22 protein-coding genes are annotated in these 26,349 nt (G+C 57.9%); 17 read left to right on the top strand and 5 right to left on the bottom strand.

What is annotated here, in order from left to right; translation table 11 throughout:
- Positions 1 to 113 precede the first annotated feature (113 nt).
- Positions 114 to 863: a class I SAM-dependent methyltransferase gene (locus tag H3V53_RS07715; RefSeq protein ID WP_336597451.1), complete on the top strand. Its 750-nt coding sequence runs from the start codon at positions 114 to 116 to the stop codon at positions 861 to 863.
- Positions 864 to 1,299: 436 nt separating this feature from the next.
- On the opposite strand, the gene H3V53_RS07705 is transcribed toward H3V53_RS07715, so the two are convergent.
- Entirely contained in the window at positions 1,300 to 1,959 is a 660-nt protein-coding gene (locus H3V53_RS07705) for a TetR/AcrR family transcriptional regulator (protein ID WP_336597450.1), read from the bottom strand.
- 391 nt (positions 1,960 to 2,350) lie between these two features.
- Here H3V53_RS07705 and H3V53_RS07700 point away from each other — a divergent pair, with 391 nt between their 5' ends.
- The 6 genes from H3V53_RS07700 (at position 2,351) to H3V53_RS07675 (ending at position 8,549) form a co-directional block, all read left to right on the top strand.
- Complete coding sequence (locus H3V53_RS07700; protein ID WP_336597512.1) at positions 2,351 to 3,052, top strand: HAD family hydrolase; 702 nt, start codon at positions 2,351 to 2,353, stop codon at positions 3,050 to 3,052.
- 7 nt (positions 3,053 to 3,059) lie between these two features.
- The gene (locus H3V53_RS07695) at positions 3,060 to 4,193 is read left to right on the top strand and encodes a branched-chain amino acid ABC transporter substrate-binding protein (RefSeq protein ID WP_336597449.1); all 1,134 of its coding nucleotides are present in this window, start codon (positions 3,060 to 3,062) and stop codon (positions 4,191 to 4,193) included.
- A gap of 55 nt (positions 4,194 to 4,248) precedes the next feature.
- A complete protein-coding gene (locus H3V53_RS07690; protein ID WP_336597448.1) occupies positions 4,249 to 5,592 on the top strand; it encodes an aspartate aminotransferase family protein in 1,344 nt (447 codons plus the stop codon).
- Positions 5,558 to 7,399 carry an IlvD/Edd family dehydratase gene (locus H3V53_RS07685; protein ID WP_336597447.1) on the top strand — a complete coding sequence of 614 codons (1,842 nt, stop codon included), beginning with the start codon at positions 5,558 to 5,560 and terminating at the stop codon, positions 7,397 to 7,399. Before H3V53_RS07690 ends, H3V53_RS07685 begins: the two co-directional genes overlap by 35 nt.
- Before the next feature lie 10 nt (positions 7,400 to 7,409).
- Positions 7,410 to 8,180 carry an SDR family oxidoreductase gene (locus H3V53_RS07680; RefSeq protein WP_336597446.1) on the top strand — a complete coding sequence of 257 codons (771 nt, stop codon included), beginning with the start codon at positions 7,410 to 7,412 and terminating at the stop codon, positions 8,178 to 8,180.
- Positions 8,181 to 8,324: 144 nt separating this feature from the next.
- A complete protein-coding gene (locus H3V53_RS07675; RefSeq protein WP_336597445.1) occupies positions 8,325 to 8,549 on the top strand; it encodes a hypothetical protein in 225 nt (74 codons plus the stop codon).
- Between the two features lie 195 nt (positions 8,550 to 8,744).
- Here the strand turns inward: H3V53_RS07675 and H3V53_RS07670 are convergent, their stop codons facing one another.
- Complete coding sequence (locus H3V53_RS07670) at positions 8,745 to 9,644, bottom strand: LysR substrate-binding domain-containing protein (protein ID WP_336597444.1); 900 nt, start codon at positions 9,642 to 9,644, stop codon at positions 8,745 to 8,747.
- Between the two features lie 106 nt (positions 9,645 to 9,750).
- On the opposite strand from H3V53_RS07670, the gene phnA reads away from it, so the two are divergent.
- From phnA to H3V53_RS07640, 7 genes are all read left to right on the top strand, one after another.
- Positions 9,751 to 10,983 carry a phosphonoacetate hydrolase gene (phnA, locus tag H3V53_RS07665; RefSeq protein ID WP_336597443.1) on the top strand — a complete coding sequence of 411 codons (1,233 nt, stop codon included), beginning with the start codon at positions 9,751 to 9,753 and terminating at the stop codon, positions 10,981 to 10,983.
- Between the two features lie 52 nt (positions 10,984 to 11,035).
- The gene (locus tag H3V53_RS07660) at positions 11,036 to 12,325 is read left to right on the top strand and encodes an MFS transporter (protein ID WP_336597442.1); all 1,290 of its coding nucleotides are present in this window, start codon (positions 11,036 to 11,038) and stop codon (positions 12,323 to 12,325) included.
- A 37-nt stretch (positions 12,326 to 12,362) separates the two neighbouring features.
- Entirely contained in the window at positions 12,363 to 12,695 is a 333-nt protein-coding gene (locus tag H3V53_RS07655; RefSeq protein ID WP_336597441.1) for a transposase, read from the top strand.
- 42 nt (positions 12,696 to 12,737) lie between these two features.
- Positions 12,738 to 13,007, top strand: coding sequence for a hypothetical protein (locus tag H3V53_RS43605; protein WP_419539455.1), 270 nt, complete (start codon positions 12,738 to 12,740; stop codon positions 13,005 to 13,007).
- Between the two features lie 758 nt (positions 13,008 to 13,765).
- Positions 13,766 to 17,404, top strand: coding sequence for a hydantoinase B/oxoprolinase family protein (locus H3V53_RS07650; RefSeq protein WP_336597440.1), 3,639 nt, complete (start codon positions 13,766 to 13,768; stop codon positions 17,402 to 17,404).
- Positions 17,405 to 17,539: 135 nt separating this feature from the next.
- Entirely contained in the window at positions 17,540 to 17,851 is a 312-nt protein-coding gene (ppnP, locus tag H3V53_RS07645; RefSeq protein ID WP_336597439.1) for a pyrimidine/purine nucleoside phosphorylase, read from the top strand.
- Positions 17,852 to 17,927: 76 nt separating this feature from the next.
- Positions 17,928 to 18,704, top strand: coding sequence for an SDR family NAD(P)-dependent oxidoreductase (locus tag H3V53_RS07640; RefSeq protein WP_336597438.1), 777 nt, complete (start codon positions 17,928 to 17,930; stop codon positions 18,702 to 18,704).
- 805 nt (positions 18,705 to 19,509) lie between these two features.
- Here the strand turns inward: H3V53_RS07640 and H3V53_RS07635 are convergent.
- The 3 genes from H3V53_RS07635 to H3V53_RS07625 all read right to left on the bottom strand — a co-directional run bounded on the left by H3V53_RS07635 (position 19,510) and on the right by H3V53_RS07625 (position 23,109).
- Positions 19,510 to 20,775: an NAD(P)/FAD-dependent oxidoreductase gene (locus H3V53_RS07635; RefSeq protein ID WP_336597437.1), complete on the bottom strand. Its 1,266-nt coding sequence runs from the start codon at positions 20,773 to 20,775 to the stop codon at positions 19,510 to 19,512.
- Between the two features lie 129 nt (positions 20,776 to 20,904).
- The gene (locus H3V53_RS07630) at positions 20,905 to 21,864 is read right to left on the bottom strand and encodes a LysR family transcriptional regulator (RefSeq protein WP_336597436.1); all 960 of its coding nucleotides are present in this window, start codon (positions 21,862 to 21,864) and stop codon (positions 20,905 to 20,907) included.
- 102 nt (positions 21,865 to 21,966) lie between these two features.
- Positions 21,967 to 23,109, bottom strand: coding sequence for a branched-chain amino acid ABC transporter substrate-binding protein (locus tag H3V53_RS07625; protein ID WP_419539454.1), 1,143 nt, complete (start codon positions 23,107 to 23,109; stop codon positions 21,967 to 21,969).
- 612 nt (positions 23,110 to 23,721) lie between these two features.
- Here H3V53_RS07625 and H3V53_RS07620 point away from each other — a divergent pair.
- The 3 genes from H3V53_RS07620 to H3V53_RS07610 all read left to right on the top strand — a co-directional run bounded on the left by H3V53_RS07620 (position 23,722) and on the right by H3V53_RS07610 (position 26,315).
- The gene (locus H3V53_RS07620; protein ID WP_336597434.1) at positions 23,722 to 24,159 is read left to right on the top strand and encodes a RidA family protein; all 438 of its coding nucleotides are present in this window, start codon (positions 23,722 to 23,724) and stop codon (positions 24,157 to 24,159) included.
- A gap of 47 nt (positions 24,160 to 24,206) precedes the next feature.
- A complete protein-coding gene (locus H3V53_RS07615) occupies positions 24,207 to 25,349 on the top strand; it encodes a trans-sulfuration enzyme family protein (RefSeq protein ID WP_336597433.1) in 1,143 nt (380 codons plus the stop codon).
- Positions 25,350 to 25,436: 87 nt separating this feature from the next.
- On the top strand, positions 25,437 to 26,315 hold the full coding sequence (locus H3V53_RS07610; RefSeq protein ID WP_336597432.1) for a VOC family protein: 879 nt from the start codon (positions 25,437 to 25,439) through the stop codon (positions 26,313 to 26,315).
- Positions 26,316 to 26,349: the final 34 nt, after the last annotated feature.

The raw sequence follows: 26,349 nt of genomic DNA, 5'->3' as shown, positions 1-26,349 counted from the left end.
CATGGCCCAGAAACGGTCCCGAGGCGAGCCGTTAGATCGTTGACAACGGGACGGTATCTGGTCTGGAATATCACGCACCGACCGCCAACAAAAAGCTCCCGCTTCGAGCCGAAATGTCCGACGCCAAAAACGCCCTCTATGCCAATCCAAGACTCGTTGACCTCTACGACATACTAAATTCCGGAGACTGGGACCACAGGTTCTATGCAGAGCGAATTGGAAATAGCCCTAGGCGGGTTCTCGACCTAGGATGCGGTACTGGAACCTTTGCCGTTCGCTTGGCTTGCGCCGGTCATCGAGTCGTCGGAGTGGATCCTTCAGAGATGATGGTCAGTTATGCAAGGCGACGCCCTGATGCCGCTGCAGTTCAATGGATCGTCGGTGACGCCGGTAGCGTACCGCGGTCGCCCCCTTTTGACGTCGTGACCATGACTGGCCACGCTTTTCAGTGCGTTTTGAGCGACTGTGAGGTCGCGGTTATGCTGCGAACGGTCCGCGAGATGCTTGTGACAGGCGGATGCTTCATGTTTGAAAGCCGGAACCCGGTCCTTCGTCCCTGGGAATCGTGGACGCCAGCGCTTTCCTCGCGGTCGGTTCAGTCTGAACAGCACGGTGCGATATCGGTCTTTCACCATTGCATATCTGTGACCGAGCCACTGGTAGAGCTCGAAACGCATTACGTCTTCGAGCTCGACAATGCGCATCTAACCAACACGAGCCGACTGCGGTTCACATCTTACGAGGACCTGGCTGACGCGATCGCCACGGCCGGGTTCCGGGAGGTCGATTGGTTTGGCGATTGGGACGGTAGCCTTTTCCGGGACGCAACCAGCGAGGAAATCATTGCGATATGTCGAGCGTAATGTGACTCGAACGACCGCTATCGAAATCCGTGGACGTCCCTTGTCGGCCGCGAAGGGGCGTCGGGCGCCCCCGGCAACAGTCATTCGGTTGATCGACGTCAACCATCTAAGGCGCCGAGCATGGATCGCCGGGGCCCGGGTGAGTTCCAGCGGCGTGCGTACTGTTGCCTCATCTCATCGGTCGGTTCGCTCTCGATTGCGAGCGCATAGGCGATGAACAGCTCGCAGCCGGCCGCCATGTCGGTGAGGCATGGATGAAGACACGATCACCCGGTTCGATGGCCCGCGGTTCGGGAGCACGCGTGATTCAGGAGGCGGGCACTGTTGCCATCGCGACTGCCATTAATTACCCGTCCGTCCGAGAGCCCGAAGGTGTGAAGTCCTCTTTGAGTCATTTCGTGCCATGTCGCGCAGCCGAACAATCCATGCGTGCTATTCATGAGCCTCCGGGACCCGGCAGTTGCCGCTGAAGTCCATCCAGTACGACATCGATGTACCGCTCGTGGCTCTGTTTCAACGACGAATTGGTACCGCCCTTCCAGCGTACGATGAATGCATGATTCGAAAGTCGTTTGACATTCGACGTCAGGACGGGAAAGGCAGAGGGGTCAAGTTCTTCGAATCGCGTGCGCAATCTGCCTTCCCACGCGTCACGCTCGTCAGCACCGTGACTTGCGAATTCCAGCGTCACGAAGCCGACCATCGCCGTAATCACCGTGTTGTACACGTGAATCAGATCTTCGGGCCTGAAGCCCGCGGAAAGCAAGGTCTGGAGCACAGCTTCGACCATCGCGGGATTCATACTGGCATTCGAAATGATCTGCGAACCCAGTAACGGTGCGATGTTCGGATGCCGCGCCACGGCATCGCGATAACGATTGAACAGTTCCTTCAACCAGTCGCGCCAGCGCGCGGCCGGCAGTGTTGGCGGAACAAGGTCACCCAATGCCACCGCGATCACTTCGACGAGTAACTCGTCGCGGCTCGGCACGTGCCAGTAGATAGCCGTCGGATAGACACCCAGCTCTCTCGCGACGTCGCGCAGGCTGAACGATGCGTAGCCTTTGGCATCGATCAATGCGAGGGCAGCTTCCACGATTCGTTCCCTCGTTAGCCCCTGATCCTTCGGGGCCCGGCCACGTCGCTTCTTCTCGGGCGCGGTCGCCGCCGCCGCTGACTCTTCCTTTCTGCTCAACGTGAGTTCTCGCCAGTGAATTCGAACGAGCGTCACTCTACTGCAATCGGTGCAATCGCGCGAGACGTCGGGAAAACCCGCAAATTTTCTCGCTTGCACGTTTTAATTGTACGGCGTACATTAAATTCACTTCGAGAGCGTTGCTGATGATCCGCGACGGTTTCGACATGGTTCTCGCGTGAAGAGAAGGGATCCTGCGTCGCTCGTGTCGACATCGCTGCCGAAGTCGAAGGCAGCATCAAAGCCGGTCAATGTTTTGTTGAATTCGCACTACTACATGATGGAAGAACCTATGAAACCCAAAGCACTAACGTTCGACTACTTTGGCACGCTCGTCGATGTGACGACGGGCGGCATTCGCGGTATTGAAGGCGTATTGCAGCATCTTGCGCTCACGACGACGCAAACAGCGGCCGATGTCTATGCGGACTGGGACAGGCGCACGGTGCAGGGCTACAGAAGCACCGCGTACCGGCGCTATCGCGATGTCGCGCAACAGGCGCTCAAGGATTGTCTGGAGACGCTACATGAAGGCAGCACCAGTGGGCAGGACATGGCAGGGTTGACTGAGTTGCTGCTGACACATCTGGTCGAATCATCTCAGCCTTTTGACGACGCCGTTGCGTTTCTCGACTGGGCGCGCGACAGATTCGTGCTCATGCCGATTACCAACATGGACACGGATCTGTGGCGTCGAAGTCGTCTCGTTGAGTACTTTCCGAAAGTGACGACGGCGGAAATGGCCCGCGCGTACAAACCATCGGAAACGATCTTCAAAACCGGGCTTGCCACGCTTGGCATGCGAGCCGACGAAATCTTCCATTGTTCCATCGGCACGTGGGCCGATATCGACGGTGCCAAGCCGCTCGGTATCAAGGTGGCGTGGATCAATCGTGGTGCCGAGAAGCTGGGTGATTTCCAGGCACGCCCTGATTACGAGTTCGCGACGCTGGAACCCGTGCGCAGCGTGCTGGAACATCTCATCAACGAGTGACGGGGGCATGATCATGCGTATTCCTGCAATGAAGATGCTTGTGGCAGGCCTGGGCGTCGCGTTGGCATCCGCGACGGTTCTTGCGGACACGGTGGTGAAGCTTGGTGTCGCAGGTCCACTGACAGGTTCGCAGGCGGCGAGCGGCAAGGACAACGAGCGCGGCGCGAGACTCGCTGTCGAGGACCTCAACGCAAAGCATATGACGCTGAATGGCCAGCCGCTCAAGTTCGAGTTGATTTCCGTGGACGATCAATCCGATCCGAAGGCAGGAGTGACTGTTGCGCAAAAACTCGTAGACAACGGTGTGCTCGCAGTAATCGGGCACTGGAATTCGGGCGTGACGATTCCCGCCTCGAAGATCTACAACGATGCGAAGGTCATCATGATCACGCCTGCGGCCTCGAACCCCGCATTGACGGTTCCCGGCTATCCGTACGTATTCCGTCTGACCACTGATGACAATGTACTTGGCGCAAGGATGGCTGATTATGCGGCGAATGCGCTGCATCTGAAGCGCGTCGCGGTGATAGACGATCGCACGGCCTATGGTGCCGGTGTAGCCGATGTGTTTGCCAGTACGGCGAAGAAGCAGGGCATCGATATTGTCGCGCGCGAATACGCTACGGATCACACCGTCGATTTCAAAGCGGTTCTGTCGAAGGTGAAGCTCGAGAAACCGCAGGCCATTTTCTACGGCGGTTATTACGGGCAAGCGGCCTATCTGGCCCGGCAAATGCGCGACCTTGGAATTAACGCGGTATTGATGGGTGGCGATGGACTGTGCGTCGGCGAATTTCCAAAGCTTGCCGACGGCGCCCTCGACAAGAAAATGTATTGTCCGCAGGGCGGTGTGCCGCTCGCCGCGTTACCCGACGGCAAACGCTTCGAGGGCCGATTCAAAGCGGCATATGGTGTCGCTCCCGATCAGAAGGCCCCTTCCTTCTATACCGCCACGATGATGATGGGCGAGGCGATTGCGAAGGCGCAATCGCTATCGCCAGAAACGCTCGACAAGACGCTTCATCAGACAACCTTCAACACCCTGTTCGGACAAGTGCGCTTCGATCAGCGCGGTGAATGGATCAAGGCGCCCATGACGGTGTATTGGTCCGCGGGCGGATCGATCGTGCCGGTCGAATGACCGATTTCACAGAGCACGTATTCAGTAACAGATCCCTAATGAATCAGGAATGCATATGTCGATAACCAACGTGTTGCCATCGCAGCCGGATGTGGCCGAACTCACGCGCGCGGCTTCACTCGCCTCGGGTGCGTTCGCAAAGTCGAACCCCAAAAGTGAAGCGGCGCATCTCGAAGCCTTATCCGTCATGCCGGGCGGCAATACCCGTTCCGTGCTGTTTTATTCGCCGTTCCCATTGACGATCGCGCGCGGCGAGGGCAAGCGCTTGTGGGACGTAGACGGTCACGCCTATACAGACTTCCTCGCCGAGTACACGACGGCGATGTATGGCCATAGTCACCCCGTGATTCGCGCAGCCATTGTCGAGGCACTCGATAATGGTCTCAATCTGACGGGCCACAATACGCTGGAAGTGCCGCTTGCGCGTCTGTTGCAAGAACGTTTCGATTCCGTCGAATCACTGCGATTTACGAACTCAGGTACTGAGTCGAACCTGATGGCCATTGCCGCATCGCTCATCTTCACGGGACGCAAGAAGGTCATCGCTTTCAAGGGCGGTTATCACGGCGGGGTTCTCACTTTCGGTAGCGGCAATAGCGCGGTGAATGTGCCGCACGATTTCGTCGTCGCGCCGTACAACGATCTGAGCGCCGTTGCAGCCGCCTTCGCTGCACACGGGGACGATATCGCCGCGGTTATCGTCGAGCCGATGCAGGTTGCAGGTGGATGTATCGTCGGCGAACCTGAATTCCTTAAGGGATTGCGAGCGCTGACACAACGGCACGACGCGTTGCTGATTCTCGACGAAGTCGTGACGTCGCGCCTGTCGGGCGGCGGACGGCAGGCGTTGCTCGGCATCCGTCCCGACCTCACGACATTCGGCAAATACATTGGCGGCGGCATGTCGTTCGGCGCGTTTGGCGGCCGCAAGGATGTGATGGCGCAGTTCGATCCGCGCTTGCCCGGTGCCACGCCGCACGCAGGTACGTTCAACAACAACGTGCTGTCGATGGCGGCCGGATACGCGGGGCTCTCGCGTCTCTATACGGCAGGCGCTGCCGCTGCGCTCAACGAAAAAGGCGAGCGGCTGCGGGCGCGAATCAACGGGTTGTGCCGCGAACGCCAAGTCGAGATGCAGTTCACAGGCATCGGGTCGCTGATGAATCTGCATGCGGGCACTCAAGCGATCCATTCCGTCGACGACCTCACCGAGGCCGACACGCCGCTCAAAGACCTGTTCTTCTTTCACATGATCGAACGTGGTTGCTACGTCGCGCGCCGCGGCTTCATCGTGCTGACACTGGCACACGACGAAGGCGACCTGCAACGTCTCGAAGAAGCGGTGGCGTCGTTCATCGACCGATATGAAGCGCTGCTGCGCACCCGATACGCAGCGTGAGGAGAAAGCGTTGACATCTGATCAGTCAGCACGCTCGCCGAGGCCGCTGCGTAGCCGCCGCTGGTTCGACAACCCATCGAACCCCGGCATGACTGCGCTGTATCTCGAGCGCTACATGAACTTTGGCATTACGCGCGAAGAGTTGCAGTCGTGCAAGCCGATCGTTGGAATCGCGCAGACAGGGTCCGATCTCGCGCCGTGCAATCGACACCATATCGAGCTTGCAAAACGCGTGCGCGACGGCATCCGCGACGCGGGCGGCATTCCGCTCGAGTTTCCTGTTCATCCGGTTCAGGAAACCGGCAAGCGGCCGACGGCGGCACTCGATCGCAATCTGGCCTATCTCGGGCTGGTAGAAGTACTGCATGGCTATCCACTAGACGGCGTGGTACTCACGACAGGTTGCGACAAGACCACGCCCGCCTGCCTGATGGCCGCTGCGACCGTCAACATTCCGGCGATCGTGCTCTCCGGTGGTCCGATGCTCGACGGCTGGTATCAGGGGAAACTGGCGGGCTCCGGTACCGTCGTGTGGGAGGCGCGCAAGGAACTCGCGAGAGACGAACTCGATTACGCGACGTTCATGGAGAAGGTCGCGGCGTCGGCACCGTCGGCGGGGCACTGCAATTCGATGGGCACGGCGCTTTCTATGAATTCGCTCGCCGAAGCACTCGGCATGTCGTTGCCCGGTTGCGCGTCGGTGCCTGCGCCGTATCGCGAGCGCGGCTGGTTTGCGTACGAGACGGGCAAGCGGATTGTGCAGATGATCGGCGAAAACCTCAGGCCGTCGGACATCATGACGCGCAAGGCCTTCGAAAACGCAGTGGCCGTCGCGGCCGCGATCGGTGCTTCTTCGAATTGCCCGATCCACATGATCGCGATCGCCCGACACATGGGCGTGGCCCATTCGCTCGATGACTGGCAGCGCGTCGGTGCCGACATTCCTTTGCTTGTCGATTGCCAGCCAGCGGGGCGTTTCCTCGGTGAAGCATTTCATCGTGGCGGTGGGGTGCCGGGCGTGATGAGGGAATTGCTCGCCGCAGGCCGGTTGCACGGCGGCGAAATGACAGTCACCGGGCGCGTGCTGGCGGAGAATCTGGCGCAGGTCGCTGAGCCGGATCGTGAAGTGATCCGGGCATTCGATGCGCCGCTCAAGCCCGCAGGCGGCCATATCGTGCTCGGCGGGAACCTGTTCGACAACGCTGTGATGAAAGTGAGCGTCATCGACGCACGGTTTCGCGAGCGCTTCCTGTCGAATCCCGACGATCGGGATGCATTCGAAGTCACGGCTGTTGTCTTCGAAGGCCCGGAGGACTATCACGCACGGATCGACGATCCCGCGCTCGCAATCGACGAGAACTCGATGCTGGTGATGCGGAACTGCGGACCCGTCGGTTATCCGGGCGGAGCGGAAGTGGTCAACATGCAGCCGCCCGCAGCATTGATCCGTCGCGGTATCGACACGCTGCCGACGATGGGAGATGGGCGCCAGAGCGGCACTTCGGGGAGTCCGTCGATTCTGAATGTATCGCCAGAAGCTGTATTAGGCGGCGGGCTCGCGCTGCTGAAAACGGGCGACCGGCTGCGTGTCGATCTGAAGATGCGTCGCGTCGATCTGCTGGTCTCCGATGATGAACTCGCTGCGCGCAGGGCCGCGTGGTCTGCGCCGTCGCTGCCCAATCAGACACCCTGGGAGGAAATGTATCGAAGCATGGTGGGTCAGCAGGGAAACGGTGCGTGTCTCGAACCGGCGACCCTGTTTCTCAACATTATCGAGTTGCGCGGCGAATCGCGCGATAACCACTGACGGGGCGAGCATGAGTCAGGCAAACGGGATGCAGATGCCGCGCGTAGGTATCGTGACAGGCGCGGGGTCGGGCATCGGCAAGGCGGCGGCGCTCGAATTGTTGAGGAGCGGATGGGCGGTTGCGCTGCTCGGCAGACGTATCGAGCCGTTGCGGGAGATCGCCAATGACGATGCGTTCGAAGAGCGCGCGATCGCCGTGTCGTGCGATGTATCCGATCCGCTTGCGGTCACGTCATCGTTTGACGCCGTCGTTGCGCGTTTCGGGCGGATCGATCTGCTGTTCAACAATGCGGGCGTTGGCAATCCGCCAGGTTCGTTTGAAACGTGGACGCCCGAACAATGGCGCGGCACTGTCGACGTCAACCTCAACGGCATGTTTTACTGTTTGCAGAGAGCGTTCAGGATCATGTCGACGCAAACCCCGCGTGGCGGCCGCATCATTAATAATGGGTCATTGTCGGCCTGGGTGCCACGACCGAATTCAATCGCCTACACGGCCACGAAGCACGCCGTGACGGGCCTGACGCGCTGCGCCGCGCTCGATGGCCGTGCGTACGACATTGCCGTGGGCCAGATCGACGTGGGCAATGCGCACAGTACCCTTGCGCGGCCCATGGCGCACGGGGTTCCGCAGCCTAATGGGGAACTGGCATCTGAACCGCTGATCGACGCGGAAATCGTGGGGCGTTCGGTGGCGCATATGGCGAACTTGCCGCTCGATGCGAATGTGCTTTTTCACACCGTGATGGCGACGAAAATGCCATTTGTCGGGAGAGGATGATGCATCACCTCATAGGATTTCGGATGTAGACGGATTCATGACCGGCAGGTCGGGATGACCGATGGGTCAGTTCTCGCTGCAGTCCGATGAGTACTTGCGGCCAGTTTCGGACACTCGACCTCGCCACGTAGATCGCCGACAATCATGGCGACTCATTCACTTAAGCTCCACATCGATGAAAGTCACACCGCCGCCTGCTTCTTCAGCGAGAACTATCATCCGATTAGCACCCTTATGGAGCGTGGCAAGAACTTCATCCGCGAAACCACTCCCGTAAAACCCGAGGCCGTGACGTACTACGCGCTTGCAGAAGAGTTTTTCAAGACCGTGCAGTCTGCGTTGAACACTATCCCTCTCGCGCCAGAGTGAAGAGACGATTCTTTTTGGCGCAGCTGGCGGATGAATTGACTCATGACCCGAGGTGCCCGCGTGGATCGGCCCCGAAGCGCCGCGTCGGACGGCGATCGGCCACTTACAGTCAGTGGCCGCTCGTTGCTGATGGCCAGTAGAGCGTCGTCTCAGTTCTTCACAAGGGACGTTCACACGCATGTAACCCAGAGCCCGTCATCTGACGGAAGGGTCGCTCTCTCCCCTTGCTCGTAGCCAGTCAATGAAATCTCTCATATGTACGGGCTTATCGGCATCGAGCGGGACCAGCGCGTGATAGGTCGCTCCCCTCGAAGTCAGATCGGGAAAAGGCGTCTGCAGACGACCCGAAGTGCAATCGGCCTCAAGTGTGGGAAACGGTCCGATACCGAAGCCCAGACCATCTGCGACGGCCTGCAAGGTTACAAAGAAGTGATCGAATCTCAGCGTTCGATCGGCTCGAAGGGCTGGATGACCGACGGCCTCTGTCCAGCTTTCCCAATCCCTCGGGCGCGATTCCGTGGTAAGCCATGTCTCGTCGCTCAACTGGTCAACAGACGATATGCCGGCTCGCGCGATCAGTGCCGGGCTCGCGATCACTGTGTTGCGCTCCTCGAAAAGTGGCCAGGCCTGAAATTGCCCGCCAGGCGGCACTTCGCGACGAATCGCCAGATCGAAGCTGCCGCGCAGCGCGGAGTCGGTCGTCAGGGTCGTCGAAACGCGCACGTCCACATCCGGGCAAACCGCGGCGAACAACGGCAGGCGAGGAATCAGCCAGCGCATCGCGACTGTCGCCGCCGCGCTGACCCGAATCACTTTGCGGTGCTGACTCTTGCCGTAGCGCTCGGCCGCATCCGCGATATGGTCGAAGGCCGCGCTGATTTCACGCGCGAACGCGCGCGCATGGGCGGACGCGACCATGCTCTGCCCCTCGCGCAAGAACAACGGTTGACCAAGCCAGTCTTCGAGGATGGCGATATGGCGGCTCACCGCACCGTGCGTCAAGCTCAGTTCGCGCGCGGCTGCGGAATAGCTGCCTGCGCGCGCGGCGACCTCGAACACGCGCAAGGCGTTGAGGGGAGGCATCTTCGATCGCATGTGTGAAATTATTTAACGGGCTGTGGGAAATTTTGTCGATTGTGTGAGTGGATTGCCCATCATACGCTCAGGTCATTCCAGTCTCTCGATCAAAAAAGGTGCCCCCATGACCCGCCAAATCAACGTCAACTCCAGGACTTATCAGTGGCCTTCTACCCCGACGATCGTCGTGTGCGTCGACGGATGCGAGCAGGAGTACATCAATCAGGCGATTCTCGCGGGCAAGGCACCGTTTCTGGCCAGCTTGCAGTCGAGCGGCACCGTGTTGGCGGGCGACTGCGTCGTGCCGTCGTTCACCAACCCGAACAACCTGTCGATCGTCACGGGTGCGCCGCCTTCGGTCCACGGCATATGCGGTAATTTCTTCTTCGACAAGGAGACTCAGGCTGAAGTCTTGATGAACGACGCCAAATACCTGCGCGCGCCGACCATACTTGCCGAGATGGCGCGCGCGGGTGGGCGCGTCGCCGTCGTGACCGCGAAGGACAAGCTGCGCAGCCTGCTCGGCCATCGGCTGGAGGGCATCTGCTTTTCCGCCGAGAAGGCCGACCAGGTGACGCGTGGACAGCACGGCATCGAGAACGTCGTCGAGAGGGTCGGCATGCCCGTGCCGTCCGTCTACAGCGCCGAACTATCGGAATTTGTGTTCGCGGCCGGTCTGTCGATCCTGCGAGAAGAACGCCCGGACCTGACATACCTCTCCACCACCGATTACGTGCAGCACAAACACGCGCCCGGCACGCCGGAGGCCAACGCTTTCTACGCGATGATGGACGGTTACCTGCAACGTCTGCACGACGAGGGTGCCGTGTTGGCGCTCACCGCCGATCACGGCATGAACGCGAAGACCGATGCGATCGGTCGGCCCAACGTGGTGTACCTGCAGGACCGTCTCGACGCACAATACGGTGCGCGAAGCGCGCGCGTAATCCTGCCTATCACCGATCCATACGTCGTCCATCATGGCGCGCTTGGCTCCTACGCGACCGTCTACCTGCGCGAAGGCGATGATGAGGCGCGGCAACGCGAGGTGATGGCATTTATCGCGGCAATCAGGGGGATCGAGACGGTGTTGACACGTGCCCAGGCGAGCGAGCGATTCGAACTGCCGCCGGACCGGATCGGCGAGCTTGTGGTGCTCGGCGAACGGCTCACGACGATCGGCAGCGCTGCCGCCAATCACGATCTGTCCGGGCTCACCGTGCCACTGCGCTCTCACGGCGGGCTGTCCGAACAGAAGGTGCCGCTCATTTTCAACCGCAAGCTCGTTGGCATCAGCGACACCCGTCGCCTGCGTAATTTCGACGTGATCGATCTCGCACTCAATCACCTTGCCTGACGACGACAAACGGCTAGTGCGGCAATAGACCGCGCGTTACACGGAGACACCCATGCCCTCAGACACGCCTGATGTTTTGCGATACACGTCCGTCGACACGGCCACGACTTTCACGCAGTACAAATGGCGTGCGCTGATAGGCGTGACCTTTTGCTATCTGTTCTATTACACCGGCCGCCAGACGCTGGGATTCGCGGTTGCCGGTATTCAGCATGATTACGGCCTGTCGAAGTACGAGCTCGGCTGGATCAGTGCGACGATGCTCTGGTGCTATGCCGGCGGGCAGTTCATCAATGGCAACCTCGGTGACAAACTAGGCGGCAAGACGATGATGATTGCCGGGGCCGTCCTTTCATTGGCGGCGAACTGGCTATTCAGTTTCGGCCATACGTTCCCCTTCTTTCTGTTGGCATGGGGCCTTAACGGCTATTTCCAGTCGATGGGGTTTGCGCCAGGCAGCCGCTTGCTATCCAACTGGTGGGATCACAAGCATCGCGGCTTTGTCTATGGCGTTTATGTGGGCTTTTCCGGATTCTCTTCCGTGCTCGCCTATATTTTCCCGGTCCTTATTCTGGGCACGATGCAACTGGGCTGGGTCTGGATCTTCCGTCTCGCACCGCTGTCGATGTTGCTCGGTGCACTGGTGCTGTTGCTATTCGTTTCGGAGCGGCCCCAGGTTCGCGATCTGCCCGTAATGGATCAATCGAAGGACGCTGTGCCGCCCGAAGAACCTGCCGATGAACTGACGAGCGCGCAGCGTTACGCGCTGGTGATGAAGAACTGGAGGCTCTACATCACGGGCTTTGCGATCGGTTTCCAGAACGCCGCGCGGTACGCGCTGGTAGTCTGGGTGCCGGTCCATTTTCTCGGCATCGACTGGAAGACTTCATCGACGCTGATCGACCCGAAGTGGATCACGGTCGCGTTGCCGGTGGGCATGGCGCTCGGCTCGCTGTCGAATAGCTGGATTTCCGACGTGCTATTCCAGGGACGCCGTTATATGGCGATCGTCTCGTACATGGTGCTGGCTTGCGCGACAGCGATCTTCATGATGTTCATACCGCACGGCAGCATGCTCGCGATCGCATGCCTGTTTCTGTGCGGCTTTTTTGTCTTTGGGCCTGCGTCTTCGTTCTGGGCCTTGTGTCCCGACCTTTTCGGGCGCCGAGCCGCGGGAACAGCGACAGGCGTACTCAACACCATGTCATACATGTTCGCCGGCGTCGGCGAACCGGTCATCGGCCGCATCATCGATATTACCGGCCATACGTCGATCATCTTTCCGACTGTAGCGGGACTTTGCGCAGCAAGTGCAGTGCTTTCGATGCTGATCAAGCGCTGATCGGTTTGCGTCGTGCGAGCGGAAACGGATCTCGAAAGTGCGCGAACAACTGGCGGCGCTGAAGCTGCGGCTTGCCCGCTGCGACCAGCGATCGCCGCTCACGCCCGCGGCAGTGACGTCGCGAGACGCGCCAGCGAACTGCTTGGCAGTCTGGCGGGTAACCTCCGGTACGCTGGCTGCCACAGTTCCCGATGCACACATCTTCCGCAATGGCCGACAGTTCGGTGCATGGCTTGGCCTCACGCCGCGCCAGCACAGCGCCGGTGGGCAGGACGCGGCTCGGACACATGAGCCTGCGGGCCAACGTCTATCTGCGCACGCTGCTGGTCCAGGGCGCCCGAAGTACGTTGCAGTCGGCGTTGCATCTTGACTCTCGGGGGAAGTCCTTGCAAACACTATCGGCCCCTATGCGATGTTCGCCGGTATCGGCAAAATCGTCGACAAAACGGTAACTCAACGGTCGTCAACGAGCCTCTCGGCCTCTTCAAGCATTGTCGGTGCGCTGATATTGATGGCAGTACGTAGCTGCTTGAACTCCGCGCTTTATACGGTCTCTCGAATGTTGTTTTCTATTGGGTCGAGAGAACGGGCTCCCAAGGTCGTGGCGAGGACGTGTCGGGCGAGCATTCCTTCAGTCCGTAATCTCATCGACCGTGGTCGCGCTTGCCGGGTGTGCGGCTAACGTCCTCGCCCCAAAGAGTGTCTTTGGGGCGTTGCTCTCGACGCCCTGCGCTATAGCGCTGCTGGGTTTTCTGCTGATTGCGGTAAGCCAATTGCGCCTTCATTCCGCCGTGCGTAACACGCGCATGCTGAAAATAAAGATGTGACCGCATCCATTCCCTGGATTCTCTGTCGTGTTCCTCACAGTGTCTGCGTTCGTGACGTGTTGTCCGGAGATGCACATCGCGAGGAGCTCGCAGCGACGCTCTGATTGACTGCGGCACTGTCGCCGGCAGGCCTCATCCATCAACGTTTTTCACGGCGGTAGCGGTTGGGGCCGCATCGCCTTATTAGTCTCCTCGATTTAACGGCATCTTTGGCTAGCCCAGAAACAAGGGCTAGATGCGCGACCCGTACCGTACGGGGTCTCCGCCCGCCGTCCGCAAGATCCCACGGTTGCAGCCCATTCCCGAATGTCATGAGCGCGTGCGAATCCGTCGCTTTGAGCACAAAAGGCGCTTGTGTATTCTCGGAATCAAGTAGTCGCCGGAGTCGAGCGGGGTTTCCCTGACAAGCCGAGAACCAGTTGCATCGGCGGGTGGAGAGCGATGGTCTCGCAGCCCAACGAAGGCGCCGCGCGCTCCGTCGGCCCAAAGTCTTTTCAAGCATAGCGGCTGCGCAAAGAACATCAGGAAGCAGAACGTCGCGCGAGGTGACTCATCGTGAGCCGCGCGAAGTGCGCTTCAGTTCCCAAATTAACAACAGCATCAAGACCGTATTATGAAATCAGATAAATGGCAGTTCTGGGTAGACCGCGGAGGCACATTTACGGACATCGTGGCGAAGCGGCCCGATGGCGCGTTGGTCACGCTCAAGTTGCTTTCGGAGAATCCGGAACAATATCGTGATGCCGCTGTGGCAGGCATTCGCAGGCTGCTGGGATTGCAACCGCCCGAACTTATCTCTTCCGAGCTGGTTGAATGTGTGAAGATGGGCACGACCGTCGCCACGAACGCGTTGCTCGAACGGAAGGGTGAGCCGACTGTCCTCGTCACGACGCGCGGTTTTAGAGACGCGCTTCGAATTGCATACCAGAATCGCCCACGACTATTCGACCGTCATATCGTGCTCCCGGAGCTCCTTTACAGTTCGGTTGTCGAAGCTGACGAGCGGGTCGGCCAGGACGGCGAAGTTGTGCGGGAACTCGATAGAGAATCGCTGCGCCAAGACCTGATTCGCGAATACGAAAATGGACTTCGTAGCGTGGCCATCGTATTCATGCATGGTTATCGCTATCCCGAACATGAAGAAGTGGCCGCAGATATCGCGCGCGAGATTGGGTTCACCCAAGTGAGCATCTCGTACGAGACGAGCCCCATGATGAAGTTCGTCAGTCGTGGAGATACGACGGTTGTCGACGCCTATCTTTCACCGATTTTGCGCCGGTATGTAGATCAGGTCGCACGAGAGATGCCCGGGGTTCGGCTGTTCTTCATGCAATCTTCGGGCGGGCTGACCGACGCCAAGTCCTTCCAGGGTAAGGACGCAATTCTTTCTGGGCCGGCAGGCGGCATTGTGGGTATGGCGAGAACGGCGCAGCTTGGCGGCCACCCCAAGGTGATTGGCTTCGATATGGGCGGTACGTCGACAGATGTATCGCATTACGTCGGAGAGTTCGAACGTGAGTTCGAGACGCAGGTCGCGGGGGTTCGCGTGCGTGCGCCGATGATGAGCATCCACACTGTGGCAGCCGGTGGCGGTTCCGTGCTTGCATTCGACGGTGCACGATTCCGCGTGGGCCCCGATAGTGCGGGCGCCAACCCAGGTCCGGCTAGCTATAAGCGGGGTGGTCCGTTGGCAGTGACGGATGCGAACGTATTCCTTGGAAAGATTCAGCCGCACTATTTCCCGAAGGTGTTCGGCCCCGGCGCGGATGAAGCGCTTGGGGTCGACGTTGTCAAGGAGAAGTTCGAGGAATTAGCCCGGCAGACGGGTCGCACCCCTGAATCAGTCGCTGAGGGCTTTCTTGAGATCGCGGTGCAACAGATGGCGAACGCGATCAAGAAGATTTCCGTCGCCCGAGGCTACGATGTGACGGGATATGCACTCCAGTGCTTCGGCGGTGCCGGGGGCCAGCACGCGTGTCTTGTGGCAGATGCGCTAGGTATCACGCGAGTGTTTGTGCATCCGTTGGCTGGAGTTCTGTCTGCATACGGCATGGGGCTAGCCGACCAGACGGTCATTCGGGAAAAAGCAACCGAACTCGCGCTTCGGGAAACATCGCTCCCCGCAATTGCGGAGCAGTTGAAGGAGCTCGGCCGCCTGGCGTCGGATGAACTGGATAAGCAGATGGTCAGTTCGGGCCAGGTTCATGTGACGTATCGTGTCCATGTTCGGTACGAAGGCAGCGACTCCGCATTGATTGTGAACTTCGGCACGTTCGACGAAATCGTCACCAATTTCGAAGCCGCCTATCGCCAACGCTATGCGTTCCTTATGCGCGGTAAGTCTATGGTTGTCGAGGCGGTCTCCGTTGAAGCAAATCTCGCCGGAGACGCTCCGGAAGAGGTTCTGCATGAGGCGCACGAGGCACGAGAAGCGCCTCGGCGAGAAACAGTCAAGCTGTTCTCTGCAGGAAGTTGGCGTGAGGCAGCCTTGGTCGTGCGCGAAGATATGACGCCGGGAGATGTAGTTACAGGCCCTGCAGTCATCGCCGAGAAAAACGCGACGACAGTATTGGAACCCGGCTGGGACGCCCGCCTCACGGACCTGAACCACATCGTCCTGGAACGTCGCGTACCTAAGGCCGCAGAGTTCGCGATCGGCACAACGGTTGATCCCGTCATGCTGGAGGTGTTCAACAACCTCTACATGAACATTGCCGAGCAGATGGGGTTGCAGCTCCAGAACACCGCACACTCTGTGAATATCAAGGAGCGCCTGGACTTTTCTTGTGCCCTTTTTGATGCGGACGGTAATCTGGTGGCAAATGCGCCTCACATGCCGGTACATCTCGGGTCGATGGGTGAAAGTGTCCGATCGATCATTGAGAAAAACCGGAGAGATATCTCGCGTGGAGATGTCTTTGCGATCAACGATCCCTATGACGGCGGCACGCATTTGCCGGACGTAACGGTGATTACACCCGTCTATCTCGACGGTCACAATACCGATGAACCGATATTTTATGTAGGTAGTCGCGGCCATCATGGAGATATCGGGGGAACGACGCCGGGTTCGATGCCGCCGTTTTCAAAAACGATTGATGAGGAAGGTGTCCGTTTCCAGAGTGACTTCAAGCTCGTTGACAAGGGGCGGTTGCGAGAGGCCGAGGTTCTTGAACGTCTGTCGGGCGGAAAGTGGCCGAGTCGCAATCCTGAACAGAACGTTGCAGATCTGAAGGCACAAATCGCGGCAAACGAAAAGGGCGTTCAGGAGTTGCAGAAGATGGTCGGGCAATATGGGCTCGAGGTCGTTCAAGCCTACATGCGTCATGTCCAGGACAATGCGGAAGAGTCTGTGCGCCGCGTGATTGCACTCCTGCGGGATGGCAGATTCTGTCTGCCTCTTGATAACGGCTCACAGATCAAGGTCGATATCAAGGTTGACGTAGTTGACCGGTCTGCCGTTGTGGACTTCACAGGTACCTCCGATCAGCAGCAGAACAACTTCAATGCTCCGAAGGCAATCTGCATGGCCGCGGTGCTGTACGTGTTCCGGACGCTGGTGGACGACAACATACCGCTTAACGCTGGCTGTCTCAAACCGCTCAAGGTCATCGTGCCGGAGGCTTCGATGTTGAACCCGACCTCCCCAGCGTCAGTGGTTGCCGGAAACGTGGAAACTTCAACCTGTATCACGAACGCACTTTACGGAGCGCTTGGAGTACTTGCGGGGAGCCAGTACACAATGAACAACTTCGCTTTTGGAAATGATCGCGTGCAGTATTACGAGACCATTTGCGGAGGAACGGGCGCGGGACGTGCAGACATCGCGGGAGAGTCGAACGACCGCGGCTTCGACGGTACGTCGGCTGTGCAGGCGCACATGACCAACTCGCGATTGACTGATCCTGAAGTTCTTGAATTCCGCTATCCGGTCCGTCTTGACAGCTTCGCCGTTCGCGAAGCATCCGGTGGAGCGGGACGATGGAAGGGCGGGGACGGCAGTGTCAGGCGAGTCCGATTCCTTGAGCCGATGACGGCAAGCATTTTGTCCAATGGGCGGAAGCACGGTGCCTTCGGTGTCGCTGGTGGACAACCTGGCTTGGTCGGAACGAACAGGATCATCAGGGCTGATGGCACGATCGAAACACTCGATCACATCGCCGAGGCGCAAATGGCGGTGAATGACGTGTTCGAAATCTGTACCCCCGGAGGCGGTGGCTACGGTGCGCCATATGTTGATCGGCTGGCCTGAATAGCAGTTGCCAGTTGTTGGTCAGTGCATGGTTCACTTGGGGATTGGTCGACAGACCGTCCCGGGAGCGTTCGCCCATCGTCGATGATTGCAGATTTGCGATTCGAGGTGGGATACAACAAGTCGGAGAAGCAAATGAAGCAGTTTAATGACGTTTCGGTGCTGAAAAAAGCTAACGTCTATTTTGACGGCAAGTGCGTGAGTCGTCTCGTGCTTTTTCCCGACGGCAGTCGGGCGACGCTCGGCGTGATCTTCCCGTCAACGCTGAACTTCGATGCCAAGCGACGGGAAACCATGGAAATCGTCGCTGGCGAATGTCGAGTTCGCCACGCCGGTAGCGATGACTGGGCAACCTATCTCGCCGGCGAGCGATTTGTTGTACCCGAGAATTCAAGCTTCGAAATCGAAGTGCGAGAAATAATGGAATATGTTTGTCACTACCACTGAGATGGTGGCGTTCCCGTTTGAGTAAAGATACCGCTGTGTTTGCGGAATGAAAAACTTGGCTTGATTAGAGGTCCATATGAAACATGACGGAAAGGTTGTAATTGTTACGGGCGCTGCACAGGGGCTCGGTCTGGCTTGCGCGGAGCGGTTCCTCTCTGAGGGTGCAAAGGTGTTTCTCGTTGACATCCTGAAAGAGAAGCTGGACGAGGTAGTCGCAAAACTGGGGCCCAAATCCGTTGCCTGTGTCTGTGACCTCTCCGACATCTCTAGCGTGAAGGCGAAAGACCTGGTTGACCAGGCAGTGACTGTATTCGGAAAAGTAGACGTCCTCGTGAACAATGCAGGCATTATCCACCTCGCGGACTTCGTGGACTTCCCCGAAGAAATGTTTGACAGGACCCAGCGTATTAATGTCAAGGCCGCGTTCCTCATCGGTCAAGCGGTCGCCCGTCAGATGATCAAGCAAGGCGGTGGAGGGTCCATCGTTAACATGTCATCAGTCAACGCGAATCTTGCGATACCCAACGCGGTTGCGTATGCGGTATCGAAGGGGGCGATGAAGCAGCTAACGGCAGTAATGGCGGTAGGACTAACCCCGCACGGCATTCGGGTGAACGCGGTTGGGCCCGGCACCATTCTGACGGAACTTGTCGAGAACTCGATCATGGCTAGCGAAACTGCTCGGCGCAACGTCCTGGCTCGGACGCCGATCGGCCGATGCGGCCAGCCGTCTGAGGTAGCAAGTGTCGTTTCGTTCCTGGCCAGCGATGATGCCTCGTATATTGTCGGCCAGACGATCTATCCAGACGGCGGGCGTAGTATCGTGAACTATATGGTTCCGGTCAAGGACTGACGCCGCGGTCCAGAGGCGCGGCGGCGTTTGGATAGATACCCTTCTCCGATGTCGGATCGGTGAGATCAACATTTAGCCCGCGAAACCGCGGGCTCTTTTCTTTTCTCCGGAAGAAGCATAGGGGCTGCGCTTCTGTTGCGCCGTCGCCATTTTTTGTCGGCTTCTTTGAAGCGGCTTTTCGGCTGAGCAAATTCTACTGGCGATGCAGGCACAGTCTTCATCGCCCGCTTCCGAGAAAGGGCTTTTCCGTACGGTCCTTTATTGAGGTTGCTAAGGCCAGTTTTGAGCGCACTCGAATTGGGACGATGGTACAACGGAGTGTGATTCGGCAGGCATATTCGAGGAGGGGAGCGCGTCGCAGTCGACGACGGCATTCGCGATGGGAAGTTGCAGGAATGGCCAGCGATAGTGCCGACTAGCATGGATACGACGGCATTGCCGATTCAACGAGCGAGTACAGTTTTCGATCGCGTGAGCGTTGGCGACGGTTCGTCCGAGGCGAGTGGCCGCGGTCTTCTTCGCAAAATGGCGTAATACCCTCTGAAAGACTTACGTGGTGAACGAGATCGCGTTATGGCCTTAGCTAACAATGCATAGTCAACCGTTGGGCTGCCGTAGCGCTCCGATCAACAATCGACGGGATACGCCACAAGGGCGGGTCGGGGAAATCTACGGCGAGCACAAGGCGAACAATGAGACGTCGGAGATGGACCGGCTGAACGATCGGAAGATCAGAACCGCGTCCAGCGGTGCAGCGCCTTATTAACGCTGCGTCTAAACGGTTGAGGATCAGAACGGTGGGAACTCAAAGAAGGTGTGCCAACACCGATCCAGCTTCATAGTAACCCGCTCTTAATCTACGCATCGATGCGTACTGGGGGAGGGTAGCTTTTAGCGGGAGCTCCAGATTGGGGTTGAGAATCCGTCCTGCCATCATTTTTCCAAAAACCGTTCCTGTGCCGATGCCGCGGCCGTTATAGCCGTGAAAGCCGATCACCTGCCGATCCAGTTCGTGATATCGCGGAAGGTGGCTCGGGGTCATGGCGATTTTGCCGAACCATTCGTATTGGAATTGCACATCGCGTAGCGCCGGAAACATTCGTTCGATTGAGCGTTTCGCATAGGCGGCGTGTACAGCCGATCCAACGTTCCGCAATGCTCCAAGGCTTCCGAAGATCAAACGCCCTGCCGCATCGGTTCGCAGCGAGGTGATGACGGTCCGCGTGCAGATGAGTCCCTCGCGGTTGGCGAGTATCACGCGGCGCAATTCGTCTGGCAGCGAGGCAGTGGCGCACTGAAAGTAGAATAGCGGGATGATCTCGTTCTGCAGCGCTGGCCAAAGTGAACCGGAGTAAGCGTTAGTCGCAGTGATGACCCAATCTGCCGTGATCGATCCGCCTTGAGTCCCGAGTTTCCATCGGTCGCCGGCGCGCTCCGCGCTGTCGACTGTAGTGTTGGTGAAGATCTGTGCTCCGGCTGTTTCGGCCGCACGTGCCAGTCCCCGAACATACGACAGCGGCTGTATCGTACCCGCTCGTTCGTCTAGCAGCGAACCTGCAAACGCAGTGCTACCCGTTCGTCGGGCCGTTTCTCCAGCATCCAGTAGCCGGACGGGTGCGCCACGTCGGCGCCATTGGGCTTCGCGATCCTCAATCTCGCGTAGGCCTGCCTTTCCGACGGCACAATGAAGTGTTCCATTCCGGACGGCTTCACAATCGATCTGATGGCGGGAGATGATGTCAAACACCAGGCTCGGCGCTGCGCCGAGGGTGGTGATCAGGCGCTCGCCATCTTCCTCGCCGAGTTCCGCGCAGATGTCGTCAGGCTTAACCCACATTCCCGGATTGACCAACCCGACATTCCGACCAGAGCCACCGAAACCAATACCATATGATTCCGCGACAATAACCTTGGCTCCCTGTTCCGCGAGATGTAATGCTGTCGAGAGTCCGGTGATACCGCCCCCGATCACTGCTACATCTGCCGTCAATTGACCGCGCAGACGTGAAGTGGAGGGCGCACCCGTTGCGGTCGCTTCCCATAGACCATGGGTCTCGTTCGTAGCAGACATGACTGAAAAACTCCTTGAGGATCGACTTAAAGCACGATACCGATAGACGATCGCCGCTCAAAGAGACTTATATGTACGAGGTCATGTCAGTCAGGAATGTCATTCCATCATGATGGTGTGAAGTGACTTCTAGTTGCCAGAACGTTTCCTTGAGCGCGCCGGATAGGGATCGGGTCCGTGCTCATGCGGCATCGTAGGTAGAGATCTCGATTCGTGTTCGAGCCAGTTACGAAAGAGGATCATCGTAGGATTGTCACGTCGGCTGTGAGGCCAAACGAGGTGGTAAGAATCATCAGATGGTGTCTGTTTATCGAAGAGGGGGACAAGCTCGCCACGAGTCACTTCTTCCTCAAAGAGAAACGCGGGCAGCAGCGCAACCCCAACCCCCGCCTTCGCAGCGGAGGCCATGGAATCGAATTGATCGAAAAGCGGTCCGTTCACGGAGTCGTAGTACACGCCGTTCGCGAGAAACCACCTCTCCCACGCGTCCGGCCGACTACGCAAAATAAGCAGAGGGGCCGACAGAAGGTCCTCGGGGGATGCGAACTGATGACGCTCCAGAAAAACACGGCCCGCTAGAGCAACCACGGTTTCACCCATCAAAGGAATGGATTCGGCGCCCATCCACGCGGGATGACCGAAGTGGATAGCGGCGTCAAACGGTTCTGCCGCAAATTCGAAGGGCGCCAGGCGTGTCGAAAAGTTGATGGTGACGTCTGGGTTGGCAGCAAGGAATGACGGAAGTCTGGGTATGAGCCAACGAGATGCAAACGCGGGAAGCACCGCGAGATTCAGAGAGGCCGCACGTGGGCTCGCCCGTACTGCCATCGATGCATCCCCGATATGCTTTAAGGCTTCGCGGATCTCTCGCGCATAACTCAGTCCGGCCTCAGTGAGCTTGACAGCCTGTCGTTCCCGTACGAAGAGGTCCGCGCCGAGTCGCTCTTCGAGAGCCCTGATCTGGCGGCTTACAGCACTCTGTGTGAGGCTGAGTTCGACCCCTGCCTGGGTGAAGCTGCCGGTTCTCGCAGCGGCCTCGAATGCCGCGAGCATCGCGGTTGGAGGTAGAAACCTTCTGGGGATTGCCATGGGACTCCTCAATGCGGTGTAAAAATATACCGAATGAGAAAATATCGCTGATGGGCGACCTGCGGACAACTGGTATTGTGCATGAGCCGCCCGTCACGGCATTCAGGAACTTGAACTGATCACGTCCAAGGGTACCCACGCACCGTGTTCGCACTTATACACCGTGACCACCGCGTCTCGCAGGTCTCCGTACTGATCATACGAGAAGTGGTCGGTTGTCACACCTTTCATGCCGATCCTGGCGAGCTTCGGCAGATAAGTTGACGGGTCTGAGGAGTTCGCATCGACCATTGACTTCATCAGCGCCATGGCGCCGTCGTAACTGTAGGGCGCGTAGGTGGTGGGCTTTTCACCAAATTTCGCCTCGTATCGCCGGGTGAAACCGCTACCTCCGGGCATGCGTTCAAGAGGAAGGCCAGCCAGAGATACGATGGCTCCATCGGCGGCTGCGCCGGCCACCCTGATAAAATTTTCGGTCTTCGACATTTCACCGGAAGCAAACAGGGCGGACATAGCGAGGCTACGAGCCTGCTTGAGCATAGGCGCAGACTGCGAATCCGCACCCGCGTAGTAGATAAAATCTGGGTTCTTGCTCTTCAGTACAGTCAGGATCGACTTGAAATCAGTTGCCTTGTCCGTCGTATATTGATGATCGATGATATTGCCACCGGCGGCCTTGACCGATTTTTCGAACTCCTCGGCGAGCCCTTGTCCGTAAGCGGTCCGGTCGTCGACAATGGCAATCCGTTTTGCGTGCATTTTTTCTACGACGTACCGTCCGACCACTCCGCCCTGCTGGGTGTCAGAGGTCATCATACGGAAGGTGGTCTTAAAACCTTGTCGCGTATACGCCGGAGCGGTGGCGACTGATACTTGCGGAATCCCCGCGCGGGAGTAGATCGCAGAGGCGGGAATTGTCACGCCGGAATTGAAGTGTCCCAGCATTCCCTTGATACCGTCGTCTACCAGGCGTTGTGCCACAATTGTGCCGGTTTTGGGGTCTGCCTGGTCGTCCGCAGAATCAAGCACGAACGTCGTAACCTTTCCGTCGACCTTGGGGTGAGTCGCGTTGAAATCGTCGATGGCCAGCAACACCCCGGACTGGTAGTCCTTGCCATACATCGCCTGAGCGCCTGTCATCGGACCCGAAAATCCGATCTTGACGGTTTGAGTTTGCGCGTTAGCGACAGCGCTCGCGCAGAGCGCTATCGTCATGCAGAGCCATTTCGAAGTCAGGTGTCTCATATCTCGACCTAGTGCGTTTAAATTGCGAGACGGTCGCGTTTGTCTTTGGTAGACAGGATACGGCGTCTCGATTAATCGACGTTCAAGAGCATTGCACGTGTCTTTAGGTACATGTGGCCTGGACGCGGCATCTGCTCCGTTTGCGACGAAAGACGATTCGTCGTGGAGCTAGGCTAAGTGCACATTAAACCAGTCGAAATCGATACTTTGGTATCACGTCATGATTGTTTGGAATGGAGCGGGCTCTTAAGGCGCGGTCGTGGGGTCTGCACCCGGGGAGCCTGCGTCCGGTCTAACGCTGGGCCATTCCTTCGAAAAATCGTCGCGCCAGGCGGGTGGATACCACGCCATGTCGGAGTGGGATTCCGGAAACTCATTACGTTGCGACTTATTCACGCTTTACGCGATCGTCGAGACTTTGAATAATTGGCGTAAGAGGTGCGCAGATGCGATCCCTGTCGTCAGGACGCCTCGTGCGAAACGCGGACCAGGTGGATGCCGTCTGCGGTTAGCCGCCTGCCGCGTCCACCCTATGTGGCCACTCCTGGCGTAGCGCTGACGATACTGAGGAGTTAAAAAGACGTGAGTCAAACACGAAAGAGACTGGAGTCGTTGGGTTTTTCACTGCCTGATCTGAATCGCGGTAATGCAAGTTGCGAGCCGTACAGTAAGGTTGCAAACCTTTTCTTCATGTCTGGGCAAGGGGCGCGAAACGTCGACAACACATTACGAAAGGGGCGGCTCGGGGACACGTATAGCGTCGAGGATGGGTATCGAGACGCGCAGACAATCGGTTTGCAGTTACTCGCCACGGCTGAGCGTGCGATCGGCGATCTCGACAAGATTGTGCGAGTTGTGAAAATCCACGGAATGGTTAACGCCGACGCCGCCTTTGAGGATCACCCGAAAGTAATTGACGGATGCTCGAAGCTGTTCCTTGAGGTGCTCGGTGAGCGAGGAAAGCATTCGCGAACTGCGATGGGCGCTTCGTCGCTGCCGGGCGGTATAGCGGTCGAGATCGAGGCGATTTTCGCGATTGACGGCGATTAACTGCCGCTCCGTTGCAATAACGATATTTGATTCAGAGGACAGAGTTTATGGAAGCGCGTCGTTCAGACACCACGATCGTCGTTCAGTCGGACCATTTCATTGACGAAAAGACCGGTGCCGTCGTACCCCCGATCCACACATCCACGACGTTTGCCCGTGACGAGAACTATGAGTTGATCGGCGAGATCCGATATGGTCGTTATGGGAACCCGACCTGTATCCAGGCGGAGAATATGCTCGCCAAGCTCGACGGTGGGAAACAAGCTCGAATCTTTGGTTCTGGCCTTGCGGCGTGTACCGCGGTTTTCGAGACGCTGCGCTCGGGACAACACATTCTGGCGCCGAAGGTTATGTACCACGGGGCGCAAAAATGGATGCGACGGATCGCTGACCGGCGTGGCATTGAGCTGTCTTTCTTCGACCAGGCGGACCCGAATGCATTGCGCGCATCGATCCGTGAGAATACGGCGCTGCTATGGATTGAATCTCCGGTGAATCCGACTTGGGATGTGATCGACATCGCCGACGCTGCGGCCGCTGTGCACGCGGTAGGTGGAATTCTGTGTGTCGATGGCAGTGTTTCGCCACCGGTTACGCAGAAACCGCTCGAGCATGGCGCGGATATTGTGTTTCACTCAGTTTCGAAGTATCTGAACGGTCACAGTGATGTCCTCGGCGGTGTTCTCATTACGAAGGAACTCGATGATCGTTGGGAAGAGATCAATGTCATCCGGAACCTTTCTGGAGCTGTGCTGGGTGCTTTCGAGGCGTGGCTCCTGATCCGTGGTATGCGAACGTTGTTTGTGCGCTTCGAGCGAGCATCGAGAAACGCATTGGAAATTGCTCGCCACTTCAGCAGCCATCCGCTCATCGACGCGGTTCTTTATCCTGGTCTTGAAAGCCACCCCCGACATGATGTCGCCAAGCGGCAGCAGACGCACGGTTTCGGCGGCATGATGTCGATGCTTATCAAAGGAAACGCAGAGCAAGCCAGAAAAGTTTGTTGTGCGTTGAACGTGATCCTTATCGGAGCCTCTCTGGGTGGCGTCGAAAGTCTTGTCGAGCATCGTGCTTCGGTCGAGGGACCCGAGAGTGCAGTTCCGCATAATCTCATCCGGTTCTCGATCGGAATCGAGCCGGTGAACGAGCTCATCGAAGATATTGAGCAGGCTCTCAAAGCGATAAACTGAGCGTCATGCGAGGTAGGCGGTTGTGATATTTCGAATGACGCTCCATCCGCCAAATTGCATGCTCGCCATGATGGTAGCGTTCTTCGAATGAAGAAAAGTTTCGCCAGGTGCCTTGGTATTGCAAACCGTAATATCGAACGACTCCTCGTCTATGCGATAGGACCGGTTAAAGCCGAGCGCGCGCTGCAAACGATAGACTTCCCGTCGTTTCTGAATGATTGGGAATCTGGATCGATCACGAGGTCGGAGCTTGCAATGGCCTTGCAAGTCGTACTGTTCGACGACCTGCTGATGGACTCGATAGAGGGGCGATCGGCATTGCTCGAGTTGGTCAAGAAGGGAAAGCGGATTTTTCTTCACCATTCTTGTCTGCATACCGTCCGCGCTCGCTTGAACGGTGCATTGCCACTCCGCGAAACTGCCATTACCCGCATCATCGGTTCGTTAGGCTACCGGTTTGAAGGGACTGCCGAACTCGATGGTATGGGTGTAATGAAACAGATGTACTCCCATGCAGATCAACCGGAAGCCTTGCCAGGATTCCTGATTGGCGAGCTACTTCCCGACCGATTTTCGAGCGCTTTTCAGCGAGTTGTCACGAGAGTTGTTGCTTCATCGGCTGATCCGATCACTCCTTTGTGTGTACAGCATTTATGCGAGCTCGAGAGAGAGGGTGTATTACCGCTTGGAATAGCGGAGCATGTTCTACTATTGATCGTCGGCGCGTTTCGTCGTCGCCATCAGATCGCAAGTGATCGCGACTATGGTCTGCTCGCGTTGGAATCTGTCGAAATGGAGTTTGTTGCGAGGACAGGGAACGCCGTAAGCAGTTTTGTTGGCAGCGTGACAGAAGTCGACGGAAAGCTCGGCGGTTCGTTCGCGCCGTCGATGTGCGGCAATAATTCTAGATGTGCTTTTACTCGACACAAGTCTTTCGTCTCGGCATTGTTCGACGATAAGGTGTGAGGCCTCGCTTATCGGACCGGTTCGCGTGGGTTGT

Source organism: Paraburkholderia bengalensis, from assembly GCF_037126505.1.
GTDB classification, from domain to species: Bacteria; Pseudomonadota; Gammaproteobacteria; order Burkholderiales; family Burkholderiaceae; genus Paraburkholderia; species Paraburkholderia bengalensis.
Note: the sequence above shows the minus strand (reverse complement) of the source record. Positions and strands in the feature narration are given on the sequence as shown.